Here is a 14,754-nt window from a genome sequence, read left to right as displayed (position 1 = left end):
CCGGATATTTTGTCGTTCAGAGGCGCGCCCACGCCTCCTTCAGCACACTTCGAAGAATTCCGCCGATCTCCTCGAACTCCTGCGGCCCGGCGATCAACGGCGGCGCGAGCTGGATGACGGGGTCGCCGCGGTCGTCGGCCCGGCAGTAGAGGCCGGCGTCGAACAGCGCCTGCGACAGGAACCCGCGCAGCAGCCGCTCGGACTCCTCGGCGTTGAACGTCTCCTTGGTGTCACGGTCCTTGACCAGCTCGATGCCCCAGAAGTAGCCGGAGCCGCGCACGTCTCCGACGATGGGCAGGTCGTCCTTCAGGCCCTCCAGCGTAGCCCTGAACAGCGGCTCGTTCCTGGTGACGTGGCCGAGCAGGTCCTCGCGCTCGAAGATGTCGAGGTTGGCCAGCGCCACGGCGGCCGAGACGGGGTGGCCGCCGAAGGTGTAGCCGTGGGCGAAGATCTCGTCGCCGTTCTTGAACGGCTCGAACAGGCGGTCGTGCGCGATCATCGCGCCGATCGGCGAGTAGCCGCTGGTCATGCCCTTGGCGCAGGTGATGATGTCGGGGACGTAGTCGAACTTCTCGCCGCCGAACATGGTGCCGAGGCGGCCGAAGGCGCAGATGACCTCGTCGGAGACGAGCAGCACGTCGTACTCGTCGCAGATCTCGCGCAGCCGCTGCCAGTAGCCGGGCGGCGGCGGGAAGCAGCCGCCGGCGTTCTGCACCGGCTCGGCGAAGACGGCGGCCACCGTGTCGGGGCCCTCCATCTCGATGGCGCGGGCCACCCGCTCGGCCGCCCAGTAGCCGTACTCCTCGGGCGTCATGCCGGGGACGCCGGTGGTCTCGTCGGCGCGGTAGTGGTTGGTGTTCGGCACCCGCACGGAACCGGGCACGAGCGGCTCGAACATCTGCTTGAACGCCGGGATGCCGGTGATCGACAGGGCGCCCTGCGTGGTGCCGTGGTAGGCGATCTGGCGGCTGATGACCTTGTGCTTGAGCGGCTTGCCGATGAGCTTGTAGTACTGCTTGGCGAGCTTCCACGCGCTCTCGACGGCCTCGCTGCCGCTGGTGGTGAAGAACACGCGGTTGAGGTCGCCGGGCGTCAGGCTCGCCAGGCGCTGGGCCAGCTCCGCGGCCTTGGGGTGCGCGTACGACCAGAGCGGGAAGAACGCCAGCTCCTGCGCCTGCTTGGCGGCGGCCTCGGCCAGCTCGCCGCGTCCGTGGCCCACCTGGACGACGAAGAGCCCCGCCAGACCGTCGAGGTAGCGCTTGCCGTGGATGTCGTAGATGTAGGAGCCCTCACCGCGGACGATGGTGGGCACCTCGGACTTCTGGTAGGAGCTGTGCCTGGTGAAGTGCAACCACAGGTTGTCCTGCGCGGCCTTCAGGACGTCGTGTTCCGGCTGCGTCATGTGTATCTTCCCTCGTTCGATCTGCACACCAGTGTGCAACCTCACCAGCCACTTTGCCAAGGGATTGCGTCGCTACTCCAGTGACGTGAACCGAGATCCGCAGAACTTTTCGGTAACAACTACGAAATCCGCAGGTACCCTGGCGCAGTGGTCACACCCTTTCACCTGCTGTGAGCGGTGGTGTGATCCAATGGAACGCCCGACCATCGAGAAGACCCCCGGGGGACCGTCCCGTGACTCCTGAGCAGATCGAGAGCGCCGTTGCGGCTGCGATGCCGCAGACCGTCGAGGAGCTCAAGCGGCTGGCCGCCATCCCGTCGGTCGCCTTCCCCGGCCACCCCGAGGAGCCCGTGCACGCCGCCGCGGCGGCGGTGGAGGAGCTGCTGCGCAGCACCGGCCTGCCGCGCGTGCAGCGCGTCCCGGTCGACAACAGCTTCCCCGCCGTGTTCGCCGAGGCTCCCGCGCCGCCCGGCGCGCCGACCGTCCTGCTGTACGCCCACTACGACGTGCAGCCCGCGGGCGACCCGGCCTCCTGGCGCACGCCGCCGTTCGAGCCCACGCTGATCGACGGCAAGCTGTACGGTCGCGGCGTGGCCGACGACAAGTCCGGCGTCATGTCGCACGTCGCCGCGCTCCGCGTCTTCCAGGGCCGCTTCCCGGTCGGCGTCAAGGTCATCATCGAGGGCCAGGAGGAATACGCCGGCGAGCGGCTGGAGGCGTTCGTCGAGCGCAACCCCGACCTGCTGAGGGCCGACGCGGTGGTGGTGGCCGACACCGGCAACCCGCGCGTCGGCGACCCGGCGGTGACGACCTCGCTGCGCGGCATGGCGGCCTTCACCATGGAGGTGCGCACGCTCCGCGAGCCGCTCCACAGCGGCTCGTTCGGCGGCGCCGCGCCCGACGCGCTGGCGGCGCTGATGCGCATGTGCGCCGCGCTGCACGACGAGAACGGCGACGTCCGGGTGCCCGGCCTGCCCCGCGGCAGCTTCCTGGGTCAGGGGCCGACGGAGGAGGAGTTCCGCAAGACCGCGGGCGTGGCCGACGGCGTGTCCCTGGTCGGCTCCGGCTCGCTGGCCGACCGGCTGTGGGCCTCGTACGCGATCACCGTGACCGGGCTCGACGTGCCGTCGGTCTCGGGTGCGGTCAACGCCGTGCAGCCGGTGGCGCGGGCCAGGGTGACGGTGCGGGTGCCGCCGGCGGGCGACCCGAAGACCACGGTCAACGCGGTGGTGGAGTTCCTGCAGCAGGTGGCGCCGTGGGGCGTGCGGGTGTCGTTCGGCGACCTCACGGTCGGCTCGGGCTTCCAGGCCGACTCGGGCGGCACGGCGCGCGCCGCGCTCAACAGGGCGATGGAGCGGGCCTTCGGCAGGCCGCCGCGCGACGTGGGGGCGGGCGGCTCGATCCCGCTGGTCAACACGCTGCTCAAGCAGTTCCCCGCGGCGGAGATCCTGCTGTTCGGCGCCGAGGACGAGGACGCCGCCTGCCACGCGCCGAACGAGCGGGTCGACCTGGAGGAGCTGCGCCGGGTGGTGACCACCGAGGCGCTCTTCCTGCAGGAGCTGGCGCAGCCGTAGTCAGAAGCGCCAGCGGGTCTGCGCGTAGTCGCCCTTGCGGAAGCCGAAGGCTCGCGCGGGGGCGACCTCGAACACCAGGGCCCGCCCGCCTGCGCTGTTGTGGAAGGCCCCGTCGTGGACGTCGAAGTGCCAGTCGGGGCCGTACTTCGCCTCCCAGGCGTCCGCCAGCGCCTTCAGCCCGCCCTCGTCGGTGACCTGCTCGGCGACGCCCTCCACGACCAGGTCCAGGCCCTGTCTTAGAGTGTTGGCGCCGGTGGTGAGCGCGACCTGCCGGTTGGCTTCCAGGTTTCTGGCCTTCTGCTCCTCCGGGCCGGTGCAGAAGTGGAGCGCGCCGTCCTGCCAGACGGCCAGCAAGGGCGTGACGTGCGGGCGGCCGTCGCGGCGTACGGTCGACAGCCACCAGACCTCGGCGCGTTCCAGCAGCTCGGCGGCCTCCTCCCAGGTGGTGGCGGCGGCGCCGCCGGCGCTGAAGCGGGGGTCGAGCTCGGTGATCGGTCTCATGGTGGTTCCTCCTTCGCAAGGAGTGGACCCGGCGGACGTCAGGAACTCATCGGCGGGCGCGGGAAGAGGGTGACGAACCGCTCGGCCACCTGCCGGTCCCCCTCCACCTCGGACTCTTCCAGGTTCCGGCCGGCGAACACCACGCTCCTGATCGTCTCGGCGTCGGCGCGCAGCACGGCGTCTCCTCCCGCGCCGTCCCTGGCGAAGGTGAGCTGCCCCGCCGAGACCGTCGCCAGGATGCTCTCCTCGCCGAGCCGCAGCTCGACGCTGCCCTCGAAGCCGTCCGCCGCCCCGGGGTCGAACGTCGACTTCAGGGCGTACAGGAGCGCGTCGACGCTCAGCGGCCCGGTCGAGGTGAGCGGCATCCGGCTGCCCCACTGGGCCAGGGCCAGCACCACCGGCTCCAGCTCGCTCCCCCGTTCCGTCAGCTCGTACACCCGGCTCGCGGCGGGCGGCGGCAGCTTGCGGCGGCGCAGCACGCCCGACTCCTCCAGCTCGCGCAGCCGCTGGGAGAGCACGTTCTGGCTCGCGCCGGGCAGGCCGGCGCGCAGGTCGGTGAAGCGTTTGGGGCCCAGCAGCAGCTCGCGCACGATCAGCAGCGCCCACCGCTCCCCGACGTGGTCGAGGGCACGGGCGACGCCGCAGGGGTCGTCGTAGGTTCGCATCGAAAATCCTTGCGAATTCGTACGTGTTAGTCCTAGTTTAGGACCAACACGTGATTGGAGCCATGACATGAACGCTCTGGACACCCTTCCACAGGGAGATGTCCGGCTATTGGAGCATCCGACCGCACGCAGGCTGCTCGTCTCGAAGGAACTCGCCCGGGTGGCTTACGTCGCCGCCGACGGGACACCACGCGTCTACCCGACGCTGTTCCACTGGAACGGCGAGGAAGTCGTCATGGCCACGTTCGCCGGCGCGGTCAAGATCAAGGCGCTGCGGGCCAGGCCCGAGGTCGCCATCACCATCGACACCTCGGCCACCCCGCCGGAGGTGCTGCTCATCCGCGGCCGGGCCGAGGTGACCGACGTCGACGGCATCGTGCCGGAGTACGCGCTCGCCCACCACCGCTACGCGGGCCCCGAGCAGGGGGCCAGGAACGTGGCCGAGGCCGACCGGCCGGGAGTCCGCATGGCCCGCATCGCCGTCCGGCCTGCGTGGGCCGGGGTGCTGGACTTCCAGACCCGCCTGCCCGGCCAGATGCCCTCGGGGGCGTGATGGCGACGTTCGCGCTGATCCACGGGGGCGGCGGCACCTCCTGGCCGTGGCGCCCGCTGGAGACCTGCCTGCGCGGGCGGGGGCACCGCACGGTGGCCGTGGACCTGCCGCTGGACGATCCGGACGCCGGGCTCACCGACCACGCCGACCATGTGATCGCCGAGGTGCGGAAGGCCGTCGGGCACCTGGACGGCCTCGTCGTCGTGGCGCACTCATGGGGCGGGTTCGTCGCCCCGATCGTCTGCGACCGGGCGAAGGCCGACCTGCTGGTGCTGCTGGCGGGCATGGTGCCGGCGCCCGGTGAGCCGCCCGCCGACTGGTGGGCGAACAGCGGTTTCGGCGACAAGGACATCGACGACCCGGTCGCGCTGTTCATGCACGACGTGCCCGCCGACCTCGCGGCCGAGGCGCTGCGGCACGGGCGGGGGCACGCCGAGAAGGCGCTCGTGGAGCCGTGGCCGCTGGACAAGTGGCCGGACGTGCCGACCCGCTACCTGCTCTGCCGCGACGACCGGTGGTTCCCGCCCGAGTTCGTCCGGCCGATGGTGCGCGAGCGGCTGGGCATCGAACCGGACGAGATCGGCGGCAGCCACAGCGTCATGCTGTCGCGGCCGGAGGAACTGGCCGACCGGCTCGCCGGCTACCTCTGAACGACCGGCAGCTCGTACACGCGGCGGACGCTGCTGCCCAGCCTGCCGATGTCGGCCCCGTACACGTGGATCGACACCCCCGTCTCGGAGCTGGTGTTGCGCACCAGGTGGATGTCGCCGGGCGGGGCGAAGCCGCTGACGTCGCCCGGCCGGTTGTCGGCGCGGCCGATCTCCACCAGATGGTCGCCCTCGTCCCGGTAGAGGGTCTCGTGCTCGTTGCCGCTGAGCACGGCGAACGCGCACCACGAGATGTGGTCGTGGATGGCGGTCTTCTGGCCGGGGCGCCAGACCACGGCCACGATCGAGAAGTCGTCCTGCGCGTGCAGGGGCCATGACACGTACGTCTCGGGCGAGCCCAGCCGCTCCTGTGCGGTCAGGATGTCCAGGCTCGGCAGCCGGTCGCGCATCAGGTCCGCGACGGCGAGTGCGGTGTCGCGGGCGGGAAGGCGGCGCGCGGTCAGCGCGCCGACGCCCGCCACCAGCTCGGCCAGGCCGGGCCGTACGGTCGTGACGGTGTCCATGCATCCTCCCGAGGTCGTGCGGCTTCCTCTTCCTACGGTCTCGCGCCGACTATCGATAGGTCCAACAGAAGTATTCGAGCCGACCTATAGATACGATTGATGAATGCTGGATGTCACCCGGCTCCGCGTCCTGCTCGCGGTCGCCCGTACCGGCTCGCTCACCGCGGCCGCCCGGGAGCTGCACTACGCGCAGCCGTCCGTCAGCCACCACCTCGCCCGGCTGGAGGCCGAGACCGGCGCCAAGCTGATCCAGCGGGCCGGGCGCGGCATCCGGCTGACCGAGGCCGGCAGGCTGCTGGCCGAGCGGGCGAGCGACATCGTCGGGCGGCTCGACGCCGCCGCCGAGGAGCTGGCCGCGCACGTCGGGCTGCAGACGGGGCGGGTGCGGCTGGCGGCGTTCCCCTCGGCGCTCGGCACGTTCATCCCCGAGGCGGCCGCCCTGCTGCGGAAGTCGCACCCGGGGCTGCGGCTCGAACTCACCGAGACCGAGCCGCCCGAGGCGCTGCGGCTGCTGCGGGCCGGGCGGGTGGACGTCGCGGTCATGTTCCGGTACGACGACACGGCGCCGGAGGCTCCCGGGCTTCAGCTGATCCACCTGTGGGACGAGCCGAGCTACCTGATCACCCCGGGGCCGGGGTCCGTGGAGGCCGGCTCGCCGGAGTCCGATGAGGCCGATCTGGGGGCTTTCACGGACGCGGCGTGGATCGCCGGGTGTGACCGGTGCCGGAGCCATCTGTTCGACCTGTGCGACAAGGCGGGGTTCGAGCCGCGCATCTCGTTCACCAGCGACGACATCGTGGCCGTGCAGGCGCTGGTGGCCGCCGGGATAGGCGTCACCGTGCTGCCGGCGCTCGCGCTGCGCGCGCACCGCCATCCGGACGTGACCGCGCGCCGCGTCCCGGGCTCCACCCGGCACGTGTTCGCCGCCGTCTACGGCCACCCGCCGCACCCGTCGGCCACCGAGGTGCTGGTCGCGGCCCTGCGCGACAGCCTTTAACCCCGTTGACGGGCTCCATAGGATGACGACATGCCGGATCTCTCCACACTCGCCCTCTTCTGTGCGGCCACCCTGGCGATTCTGCTCGTGCCGGGCCCGGCGGTGATCTTCATCGTCACGCGCAGCGTCGCCCAGGGCCGGGCGGCGGGGCTGGTCTCGGTTCTCGGCGTGCACGCCGGGTCGGTGGTCCACGTGGTCGCCGCCGCCCTCGGCGTCAGCGCCCTGCTCGCCGCGTCGGCGACCGCCTTCACGATCGTCAAGTACGCGGGCGTCGCCTACCTCGTCTGGCTCGGGCTCCGCAAGCTGCTGGCCCGGGGAACCGCTGAGGAGACGGTCGAGCTGCCGGAGCAGTCCAAGCGGCGGATGTTCTGGGAGGGGTTCGTGGTCAACGTGCTCAACCCGAAGACCGCGATCTTCTTCATGGCGTTCCTGCCGCAGTTCGCCGACCCCGCGGCTGGGGCGGTCGCGCCGCAGATGCTGGTGCTCGGCCTGCTCTGGATGGCGCTCGGCATGGCCTCCGACGGCACGTACGCGCTGCTGTCGTCGGCGCTGGCCACCCGGGTGCGGCGCTCGGTGCGGGCCCGGCGGCGGATCGACATCGGCAGCGGGCTGGTCTACTTGGGGCTGGCGGCCTGGCTCACAGGTGAGAAGGCCTGACAAGCCCGGAAATTTCGGTGCCGTAGTGCGATAGTGAGCGGGTGGCGGAATTCTCCCTGAGCCGGGGCGACATCGACGCCGGGCAGGGCATTCCAGGACACGGCGCCATGGACAGGCCACCACGCGACTCCAGATCCGCACGCGTCGCCTCAGAGCGGGTCGTCCAGGTGCACTCAGGCCACGACGATTTCACGGGCGTGACCGGCTCCGGGTACGTGGTCGCCCCCGGCCTGATCCTGACCTCCGCCCAGGTGATCGACCCCGCCGCCCCCTGCCACGTACGCGGCACCGGCCCCTGGACCCGGGCCCAGCCTGTCTGGCACGGCCACGGCCCCCTCGCCGCGGCCCTGCTCCACATCCCTGAGGTCCCCACCGTCCCACCGGCACCCTCACCGGCACCCTCACCGGCCCCGTCCCGGCTCCGGACAGGCGGGACGGCCCCGTCCGGGCGGAACCCCGGCTCGTCCCGGCTTTCGGTGGGTGGGGCGCCTGGAGGGAGTGGTGACGCGGCCCGGCCGTCCCCAGCACGGGGAGCGGGCGGGGGCGGAGGGGATCCCGGCTCGCCGGACCCGTCGGGGTCGGACGCTTCGGGGATGCCCTGGGAGGGGTCCTTGGGGCCGGTTCGGTGGGGGCGGGTGACCGGGGATGGGGTGCGGTGCGTCGTCCGGGGTTTCGCCCGAGCGGATTCGCGGGGTGAGCCGCTGGTTTCGGTGGTGGCGGCCGCCGGTGCCGGGACTGTGCCCGCTTCTCTGGGGGTCGAGTTCTCCGGCTCGCCGCCGGGTGCCTTCAGGCTCGGTTTCTCGGGCGCGGCCCTCTTGGCGGAGCCGACGGGTCAGCTCGTGGGGGTGGTCGTCTCCTGGTACGAGGACGGGCACGCGGATGTCGTACCGGTGGAGGCGCTGCTCCTGGACGACACCTTTCGCGCGTGGGTGGAAGGTGACGCCCTTCCCGCGTCGGGGCTGCTGGAGGACGTGTCCGGGGACGAGCGGGTCGTCCTGCTCCCCGACCTGCTGGAACCGGCCACGGGAGAGCCTCCGGAGAACTGCCCGGACTGGTCGTTGCCGGTGGCGCGGCACGCGGTGGTGCCGTTCGTCGGCAGGAAGGCGGAACTGACGGCGCTGCGGAACTGGGCCGCCGGGCCCGAGCCGCTGTCGGCCGCGCTGATCACCGGGCCGGGCGGGTCCGGGAAGAGCAGGCTGGCGGTGGAGCTGTGCGCGGAGCTGTCGGCGGCCGGGTGGGACGCCGGGCTCCTGCCGGCGACGGCACTCGTGGGACCGCTGTCGGATCCCGCCGTCCGGCTCGACGCGTCGCGGCCCACCCTGCTCGTGCTCGACTTCCCCGAGCCGTCGGCCGCCCTGGTGGCCGAGCTGGTGCGCGGCCTGGCCGCCCACCGGCACAACCCGCGTATCCGTCTCCTGCTGGTGGCCCGTACCTCCGTGGGCGCCGCCCCGCCTCCGGCCGCCTGGTGGCGTCGGCTGGACACCGCCGCCGGCGGCCGTCTCAAGCGCCTGATCCGCGCGACCGTCCGCCTGGAGGACCACCCCCTCACCCTTCCGGAGCGCGCCGGACACGCCGCCGCCGCCATCCGCGCCTTCGCCACGCGCCCCGGGGCAGGTGATGGACTCGACCGGATCCGCCCGTTTCCGCTCGACGACCCCTTGTACGCGGTTCCGCTGCGGGTCCATCTGGCGGCCCTCATGCGGGTACGCGGCCATGAGGCGGGGCCCGGCAACGAGCTGGTCCACCGCTTCCTGAACCGCGAACGCGAGCGGTGGTCGGCGTCGCCGGGAGCGCCGGACGACGGCGTGGCGGGCGCGGCGATGGCGGTGGCCCTGCTGTTCGCGCCGTCACCGAGGGAACTGCGGGCCCTGCTGTCCGTCGTACCCGGCCTGGAGGAGGACCGGAGGGCCGAGGTCGCGGCGTGGGTCGCGGGGCTGTTCCCGCCGGACTTACGGGGTGGGCGGCCCTCCGAACAGCGGGTTCCCGCCGTACAGGGCGGGTGGCCCCCCGAGCAACAGGCCTCCGCCGTACAGAACGAGCGGCGCTCCGAACAGCAGGTTCCCGCCGTACAGAGCGAGCGGCTCGCCCAGCAGCAGACCCCTGACGCGCAGGGCAGCCGGGTCCCCGACGTGCGGGGTGGGTGGTTCTCCAGCCGGCGGCTTGCCTCTGATGGGCAGGGGCTGTCCGGCGGGCTGGTGATCGATGTGCCTGACGTGGTGGTCGGGCAGGTGCTGGAGGAGACGGCGGGGCTGGAGTCGCTGGTGACCGCCGTACACGATCATCCGGGGCGGACGGCGGCGCACCTGGCGCGGATGCTCGATGTGCTGCGGGTCTGCGCGGATCACGGGCGGGTACGGGTCGCGCTGGGGTCGCTGGTCGTGCACCGGCTGGACAGGATGCTGTGCGAGGCCGCCATGGGGCCGGGCGAGCAGCTCGGCGACCGGCTCAACGCGGTGCTCCAACTGTTGCGGGATGAGCCGGAGGTGGCCGGGGCGGTGGCGGCGCTGCCGCCGTGGCAGGCGGGGCATCCCGGGGTGCGGGCGCTGAGGGTGACGCTGGCCGAGATGCTGGTGGAGCGGCTCAGGGGCGGGAAGCGGGCCGACGTCGCCACGGCGCTGTCCACGGCGTCGGCCTGGCTGGCGGCGGCGGGGAGGCTGCCTGAGGCGGTGGCCGCGGCGGGTGAGGCGGCCGAGATCTTCGCGGCCGCTCCCCCGTACGAGCAGGCGGAGGGGCAGGCGGAGGCGCTGTTCAACCAGACGGCGTGCCTGCTGCTATCGGGGGTGCCGGAGCTCGCGGTCAGGCCCGCGCGGGAGGCTGCGGCGCGGTTCAGGATCCTGGTGGAGGAGGATCCGCGGTACGCGGCGCACGCGGAGCGGGCCCAGTACAACCTGGCGTGTGCGCTGGCGGGGACGGGGCGGCTGCGGGAGGCGGTGTCGGCGTTCCTGGCCGCGGGCGGGGATGTGCTGCTGGCCGGGGACATGGAAGCGGTCCTCTCCGTGCTGCCCGACCCGGCCGGGGTCTCTCCCGGCCTTTCCTACGAAACCCCGTCGTACGGAGAAGCTGCGGGGGTGCATCAAGGCGTCCCATCGACCGGTCCCTCGCCATACGACAGAGCTCCTGGGGTGCGTGAGGGTGCCTCACCGAGTGGCCCTCCGCCGTACGGGAGGGCTGCGGGGGTGTATCTGGACGATGGCGCACCGTACGTGAGTGCTCGAAGGGCTGGTGTGCCGTTGGGTGTGGGGGATGATGCACGGCCCGTGGGTGGGGAGGGCTTGTCGGGTGGTTCCTCGCCGTATGGAGGGGTGCGTCCGGGGGGTGACGGGTCGTTGGGGGGTTCCGCGCCTGGCTCTCGTGAGGGGTGGGCGTTGGTGGGGGGTGGGGTTCTGGGGCCGCTGGATGAGTTGGACGAGGAGCGGCTGGTCGGGCTGGGGGCCGGGCTGGCGGTGGAGGTCGTCAAGGCCGTGCGGGAGGTGGCGGTCACCGATCTGGAGGTGTGCCGGCGGCTCGACCGGCTGGGGTCGCGGCTGGACCGGCAAGGGCGGGGAGAGGCGGCCGTGGTGGTCGCCGGTGAGGCGGTCGTGCGGCTGCGCGGGATCGCGGCGGAGGAGCCGGGGTTGCGTGCGGTGCTGGCCGGGGCGGCCGGGCTGGTGTCGCGGGTGCACGGGGAACGGGGGGATCTCCAGGCAGCGGTGCGGAGTGCCGGGGAGGCGGTGGAGAACCTGCGGGCGCTGGCCGTCCTGGAACCGGGGCGGCACGGGCGGGAGCTGGCCGAGCGGCTGCGGGACCTGGGCGAGGACCTGCTGCTCCGCCGGTTGCCTCAGGAGGCGCTGGACTCGCTGCGGGAGGCCGTGTGGGTGGCCGACGAGCTCGGTGACGGCCATGACCGGTTGTTGGCCGGATGCCGGCGGCTGCTCGGGATGTGCCTGGTGGAGCTGGATCGGCCCGCCGACGGGCTGGCGCAGTTCGAGTCGGCGGCCGGGTTGCTGCGGGAACTGGGCGACGAGGATCGCCTGCGGCGGGATGTGGCGGGATGGGTCCGCCGCTCGCGCGCGCTCCTGGGCCGTGCCCTGCCACCCGCCGAATCTGTGCTTCCGGACGAGGAATTCCCCACAGACTCCGTACGGACGCGTCACCGGGCGATCGCCGACGACGGGCAGGCATCGGCGGCGGACTCCTCGCAGGCACCGTACGGAGCAGCCGAGGACGGACGGGCGAGAAACAGGCCACCTGCGGAGGACTTCCGACAAGCACGACACGCGACACCTGCAGAGGATTTCGGGCCGACACTTCGCGGAACACCCGCCGAAAACCCCAAACCAATACCTCACGGGACACCCGCCGAAAACCTCAAACCAACACCCCGCGAGACACCCGCCGATAAACCCAGACCAACACCTCACGAGACACCCGCCCATAACCCCAAACCAACACCTCACGAGACACCCGCCGATAACTCCGAACCAACACCTCACGAGACGCCCGCTGAGGGCTTTGGATTTGCACTTCGCGGGGCCTATGACAGGCGCTTCGTGGAGGGGTTGTCGCTGGTTGGGGTGGCGGTGCGGGGTGGGGAGAGTGTGGAGCGGGCCGAGGAGGCGTTGGCGGTTCTCGTGGCGGGAGGGGGGACGGACGTCGGCGCGCTCGCCGAGGCTCAGGCGCATCTGGCGTGGGTGTGGGCGGGAGCCGGGCGGGCGCGGGACGCGGTGGTGCTCGCCTCGCGGGCTGCGGGGTTGCTGCTCGGGCACCGGGGGAACGGCGCCCGGCCGCAGGGTGACCGCGCGCGTCCGGGACAGCTGTGGGAGGAAGGCCTCCGCGCGCGAGGAGAGGACGAGGATCGCCGGCGGCGCGGGGATGACGTGCGGTTGTGGGGGAAGGTCGAGGCGGCTCTGGGGCGGGGGTTGCTGGGGGCGGGGCGGTTCGAGGAGGCATTGCCGCACCTGGTGGCGGCGGTGGACGCGGACGAGGGGGCGGCGGAGCGGGTGCTGCTGGTCGCCTGTGCGTGGACCGGGCTGGAGCGGTGGGAGGAGGCGGAGGAGGCGGCCGGGCGGGCGGCGGAGCTGGTGCGGGAGCCGCTGGGGCGCGCTGTCGCGTTGCGACTGCTGGCCGGGGCGCGGTTCGCGCGGGGGGACTTCGGCGGGGCGCTGGAGGCCGCCGGCGGGGCGGTCGAGGCGTTGCCGGAGGAGGCGACGGTGCCCAGGCGGTTGCTGGCCGGGACGTGCCTGCAGCTGCGGGGGCTGTGCCGGGTGCGGTTGGACGACGACGAGCGGGCGGGGCTGGACCTGGTGCGGGGTACCACGCTGATCGCCGGGCTGCTGGACGACCACGGGCCGCTCGCGCCGGAGCCGGCCGCCACGCACCTGCTCGCTCTGCTGGCGCTCGGTGAGCTGCAGCAGGATCCGGCGCCGTTCCTGGCGCGGGCGCTGGAGGTCAGGCCGTTGCCGCCCCCGGATGCGCTGCGGGTTCTGCTGGACGATCTCGCCGACCATCTGGACGGGGCGGGCGAGGTGGATCTGCTGGGGCCGATGACCGCGTTCACCGAGGCGTTCACGCGCGAGGTGCCGGTCCGCGCCCGCCCGGAGCTGCACGAGTCGCTCGGCGACTGCCTGGCACGGTACGCGGCGCTGACCGGCGAGGCGGCGGCGGCCGAGGCGGCGGTGCGGGTGTTCCAGGGGCTGGCGGCGGCCGATGCCCGCCACCGGGCGCGGCTGGGGGTCGCGCTCGCCGCGCTGGCCGGGATCGAGCACGAGCTGGCCCGCCCGGTGCTCGCCACCCTGGAGCAGGCCGCCCACCTGCTGGCCGGTACGCCGGAGAAGGCGGCGCTGGCCAGGACGCTGACGCTCTACGGTGACACGCTGCTGGGCGCGCGCCGTCCGGTGGAGGCGCTGGCCCATCTGGAGCGGGCCGCCGACCTGTGCGACGAGCTGGACGAGCCCGGCGTCGCCGCCATGGCGTACTGCTGTCTGGGTGCGGCGCTGGCCGCGCTGGACCGGCCGCAGGCCGCGCTGGAGGCGGTCGCCTGGTCGGTGGCCGAGCAGGAGCGGCTGCCGGAGGGCCACCCGGCGGCGCGGGCCAGGGCGGACGAGGTGCGCGGGCTGGTGCTGCGCCGGATGGGCAGGAAGCGGGAGTCGCTCGCCCATCTCGTGGAGGCGGTCAACCAGTACCGGCGGCTGCCCCGTACCGCTGCCCGGCGGCTGGCGGAGGCCGAGGTGGCGGTGGTGATCGTGGACGACATGCTGGCGGACGGGCGGGCCGGCGAGGCGGTGGAGTACGCGGCGCTCGCCGTCGACGGGTACGCCGGATCCCCGGCCGCCAGGCTCAAGCAGGCGCTGGCCAAGCAGCGGCTGGTCCGCTGCCACCTGATGCGCGGCGCGCTGGGCGAGGCGGCTCCGCTGGTGGAGGAGCTGATCGTGGACGCCAGGCGGGCTCCTGGCGATCTCACGTACCGGGCGGTGCTCGCGGACTCGCTCGCGCAGAGCGCGGAGCTGCTCACCATGCTGCACCTGGACGACGGGCCGCGGGCGGAGGCCAGGGCTCGGGAGGCGATCAGGCTGTACGACGGGCTGATCGCGGCGGGGGTGGGCGCCGAGAGCGTGCACGCCGGGCGGGCGGGCGCCAACCTGTCGCTGGCGGCGGCGCTGTCGTCGCAGGAGCGGTACGAGGACGAGGTGGCGCCGTTGCGTGAGGCGGTGACGGCGCTGGAGCGGTACGCGCCGGGCAACCCTGTGCTGGGCGGCCATCTGGCCAGGGCGATGCTCATGCTGGGCGACGCGCTGCTGGCGGCGGGCCGGGCGCCGGAGGCGAGCGCGGTGCTGCACCGGGGGACGCGGGTGATCCGGGACGGCTACCTGAGCGCGGTCGCCTACTACCAGCTCGGCCTGTGCGAACTGCGGCTGGGGCGCGACGAGGCCGCCGACGCGGCACTGCGCTCCGCGGACGCGCGACTGCGCGAGCTGCTCGACGCCGAAGGCGACGGCGGTGACGGCGGTGACGGCGGCGACGGCGGCGACGGCGGCGACGACGACGACCGCGACGGTGGCTACAGGTACGGGGACGGCGGGTACGACGAGGAATTGGTCGAGATGCATCGGGACGTGCTGCGGGCGCGGCTGGGGTTGAACGAGCGGGCCGGGCGGGCCGGGGAGGTCGCGCTGGTGGAGCACGACCTCATCAGCCTTCGGTGGTTCCGGCCCCGTTGACCGGTGGTTGACCAGCACAGGGCCCGCGCCGGCCCTGC

The 14,754-nt window shown here is 73.1% G+C and carries 10 protein-coding genes; 6 read left to right on the top strand and 4 right to left on the bottom strand.

What is annotated here, in order from left to right; genetic code table 11:
- Positions 1-16: 16 nt before the first annotated feature.
- Positions 17-1,402, bottom strand: a complete 1,386-nt coding sequence (locus AB0K05_RS02395; RefSeq protein ID WP_271279115.1) for an aspartate aminotransferase family protein — start codon at positions 1,400-1,402, stop codon at positions 17-19.
- Between the two features lie 233 nt (positions 1,403-1,635).
- Here AB0K05_RS02395 and AB0K05_RS02390 point away from each other — a divergent pair, with 233 nt between their 5' ends.
- Positions 1,636-2,976 (top strand): M20/M25/M40 family metallo-hydrolase, encoded by a 1,341-nt coding sequence (locus AB0K05_RS02390; protein WP_148034138.1) that lies wholly within the window; start codon positions 1,636-1,638, stop codon positions 2,974-2,976.
- Here the strand turns inward: AB0K05_RS02390 and AB0K05_RS02385 are convergent, their stop codons facing one another.
- Positions 2,977-3,477 carry a pyridoxamine 5'-phosphate oxidase family protein gene (locus AB0K05_RS02385; protein WP_364225872.1) on the bottom strand — a complete coding sequence of 167 codons (501 nt, stop codon included), beginning with the start codon at positions 3,475-3,477 and terminating at the stop codon, positions 2,977-2,979.
- Between the two features lie 38 nt (positions 3,478-3,515).
- Positions 3,516-4,142, bottom strand: coding sequence for a helix-turn-helix domain-containing protein (locus tag AB0K05_RS02380; protein ID WP_364225869.1), 627 nt, complete (start codon positions 4,140-4,142; stop codon positions 3,516-3,518).
- A gap of 67 nt (positions 4,143-4,209) precedes the next feature.
- On the opposite strand from AB0K05_RS02380, the gene AB0K05_RS02375 reads away from it, so the two are divergent.
- Together AB0K05_RS02375 and AB0K05_RS02370 are read left to right on the top strand one after the other, a co-directional pair.
- Entirely contained in the window at positions 4,210-4,695 is a 486-nt protein-coding gene (locus AB0K05_RS02375) for a pyridoxamine 5'-phosphate oxidase family protein (protein WP_364225866.1), read from the top strand.
- Positions 4,695-5,345: an alpha/beta hydrolase gene (locus tag AB0K05_RS02370; RefSeq protein ID WP_364226716.1), complete on the top strand. Its 651-nt coding sequence runs from the start codon at positions 4,695-4,697 to the stop codon at positions 5,343-5,345. Before AB0K05_RS02375 ends, AB0K05_RS02370 begins: the two co-directional genes overlap by 1 nt.
- Here the strand turns inward: AB0K05_RS02370 and AB0K05_RS02365 are convergent.
- Positions 5,336-5,866, bottom strand: a complete 531-nt coding sequence (locus tag AB0K05_RS02365) for a cysteine dioxygenase family protein (protein ID WP_364225863.1) — start codon at positions 5,864-5,866, stop codon at positions 5,336-5,338. The two genes, AB0K05_RS02370 and AB0K05_RS02365, sit on opposite strands and share 10 nt — an antisense overlap.
- 103 nt (positions 5,867-5,969) lie before the next feature.
- On the opposite strand from AB0K05_RS02365, the gene AB0K05_RS02360 reads away from it, so the two are divergent.
- The 3 genes from AB0K05_RS02360 to AB0K05_RS02350 all read left to right on the top strand — a co-directional run bounded on the left by AB0K05_RS02360 (position 5,970) and on the right by AB0K05_RS02350 (position 14,716).
- The gene (locus AB0K05_RS02360) at positions 5,970-6,863 is read left to right on the top strand and encodes a LysR family transcriptional regulator (protein ID WP_364225860.1); all 894 of its coding nucleotides are present in this window, start codon (positions 5,970-5,972) and stop codon (positions 6,861-6,863) included.
- Between the two features lie 30 nt (positions 6,864-6,893).
- A complete protein-coding gene (locus AB0K05_RS02355) occupies positions 6,894-7,520 on the top strand; it encodes a LysE family translocator (RefSeq protein ID WP_271279121.1) in 627 nt (208 codons plus the stop codon).
- Between the two features lie 737 nt (positions 7,521-8,257).
- A complete protein-coding gene (locus AB0K05_RS02350) occupies positions 8,258-14,716 on the top strand; it encodes a hypothetical protein (RefSeq protein WP_364225856.1) in 6,459 nt (2,152 codons plus the stop codon).
- The last annotated feature ends 38 nt before the right edge of the window (positions 14,717-14,754 follow it).

Origin of the sequence: Nonomuraea sp. NPDC049486 (genome assembly GCF_040676925.1) — a bacterium.
GTDB classification, from domain to species: Bacteria; Actinomycetota; Actinomycetes; order Streptosporangiales; family Streptosporangiaceae; genus Nonomuraea; species Nonomuraea ferruginea.
The sequence above is the reverse complement of the archived record's forward strand: the minus strand, read 5'-3'. Positions and strand labels throughout refer to the sequence as shown.

Excerpts from the sequence above, each read along its gene's own strand:
- AB0K05_RS02385 (WP_364225872.1), bottom strand. The coding sequence starts at position 3,477 with ATGAGACCGATCACCGAGCTCGACCCCCGCTTCAGCGCCGGCGGCGCC.
- AB0K05_RS02380 (WP_364225869.1), bottom strand. The coding sequence starts at position 4,142 with ATGCGAACCTACGACGACCCCTGCGGCGTCGCCCGTGCCCTCGACCAC.
- AB0K05_RS02355 (WP_271279121.1), top strand. The coding sequence starts at position 6,894 with ATGCCGGATCTCTCCACACTCGCCCTCTTCTGTGCGGCCACCCTGGCG.
- AB0K05_RS02395 (WP_271279115.1), bottom strand. The coding sequence starts at position 1,402 with ATGACGCAGCCGGAACACGACGTCCTGAAGGCCGCGCAGGACAACCTG.
- AB0K05_RS02370 (WP_364226716.1), top strand. The coding sequence starts at position 4,695 with ATGGCGACGTTCGCGCTGATCCACGGGGGCGGCGGCACCTCCTGGCCG.
- AB0K05_RS02375 (WP_364225866.1), top strand. The coding sequence starts at position 4,210 with ATGAACGCTCTGGACACCCTTCCACAGGGAGATGTCCGGCTATTGGAG.
- AB0K05_RS02365 (WP_364225863.1), bottom strand. The coding sequence starts at position 5,866 with ATGGACACCGTCACGACCGTACGGCCCGGCCTGGCCGAGCTGGTGGCG.
- AB0K05_RS02360 (WP_364225860.1), top strand. The coding sequence starts at position 5,970 with ATGCTGGATGTCACCCGGCTCCGCGTCCTGCTCGCGGTCGCCCGTACC.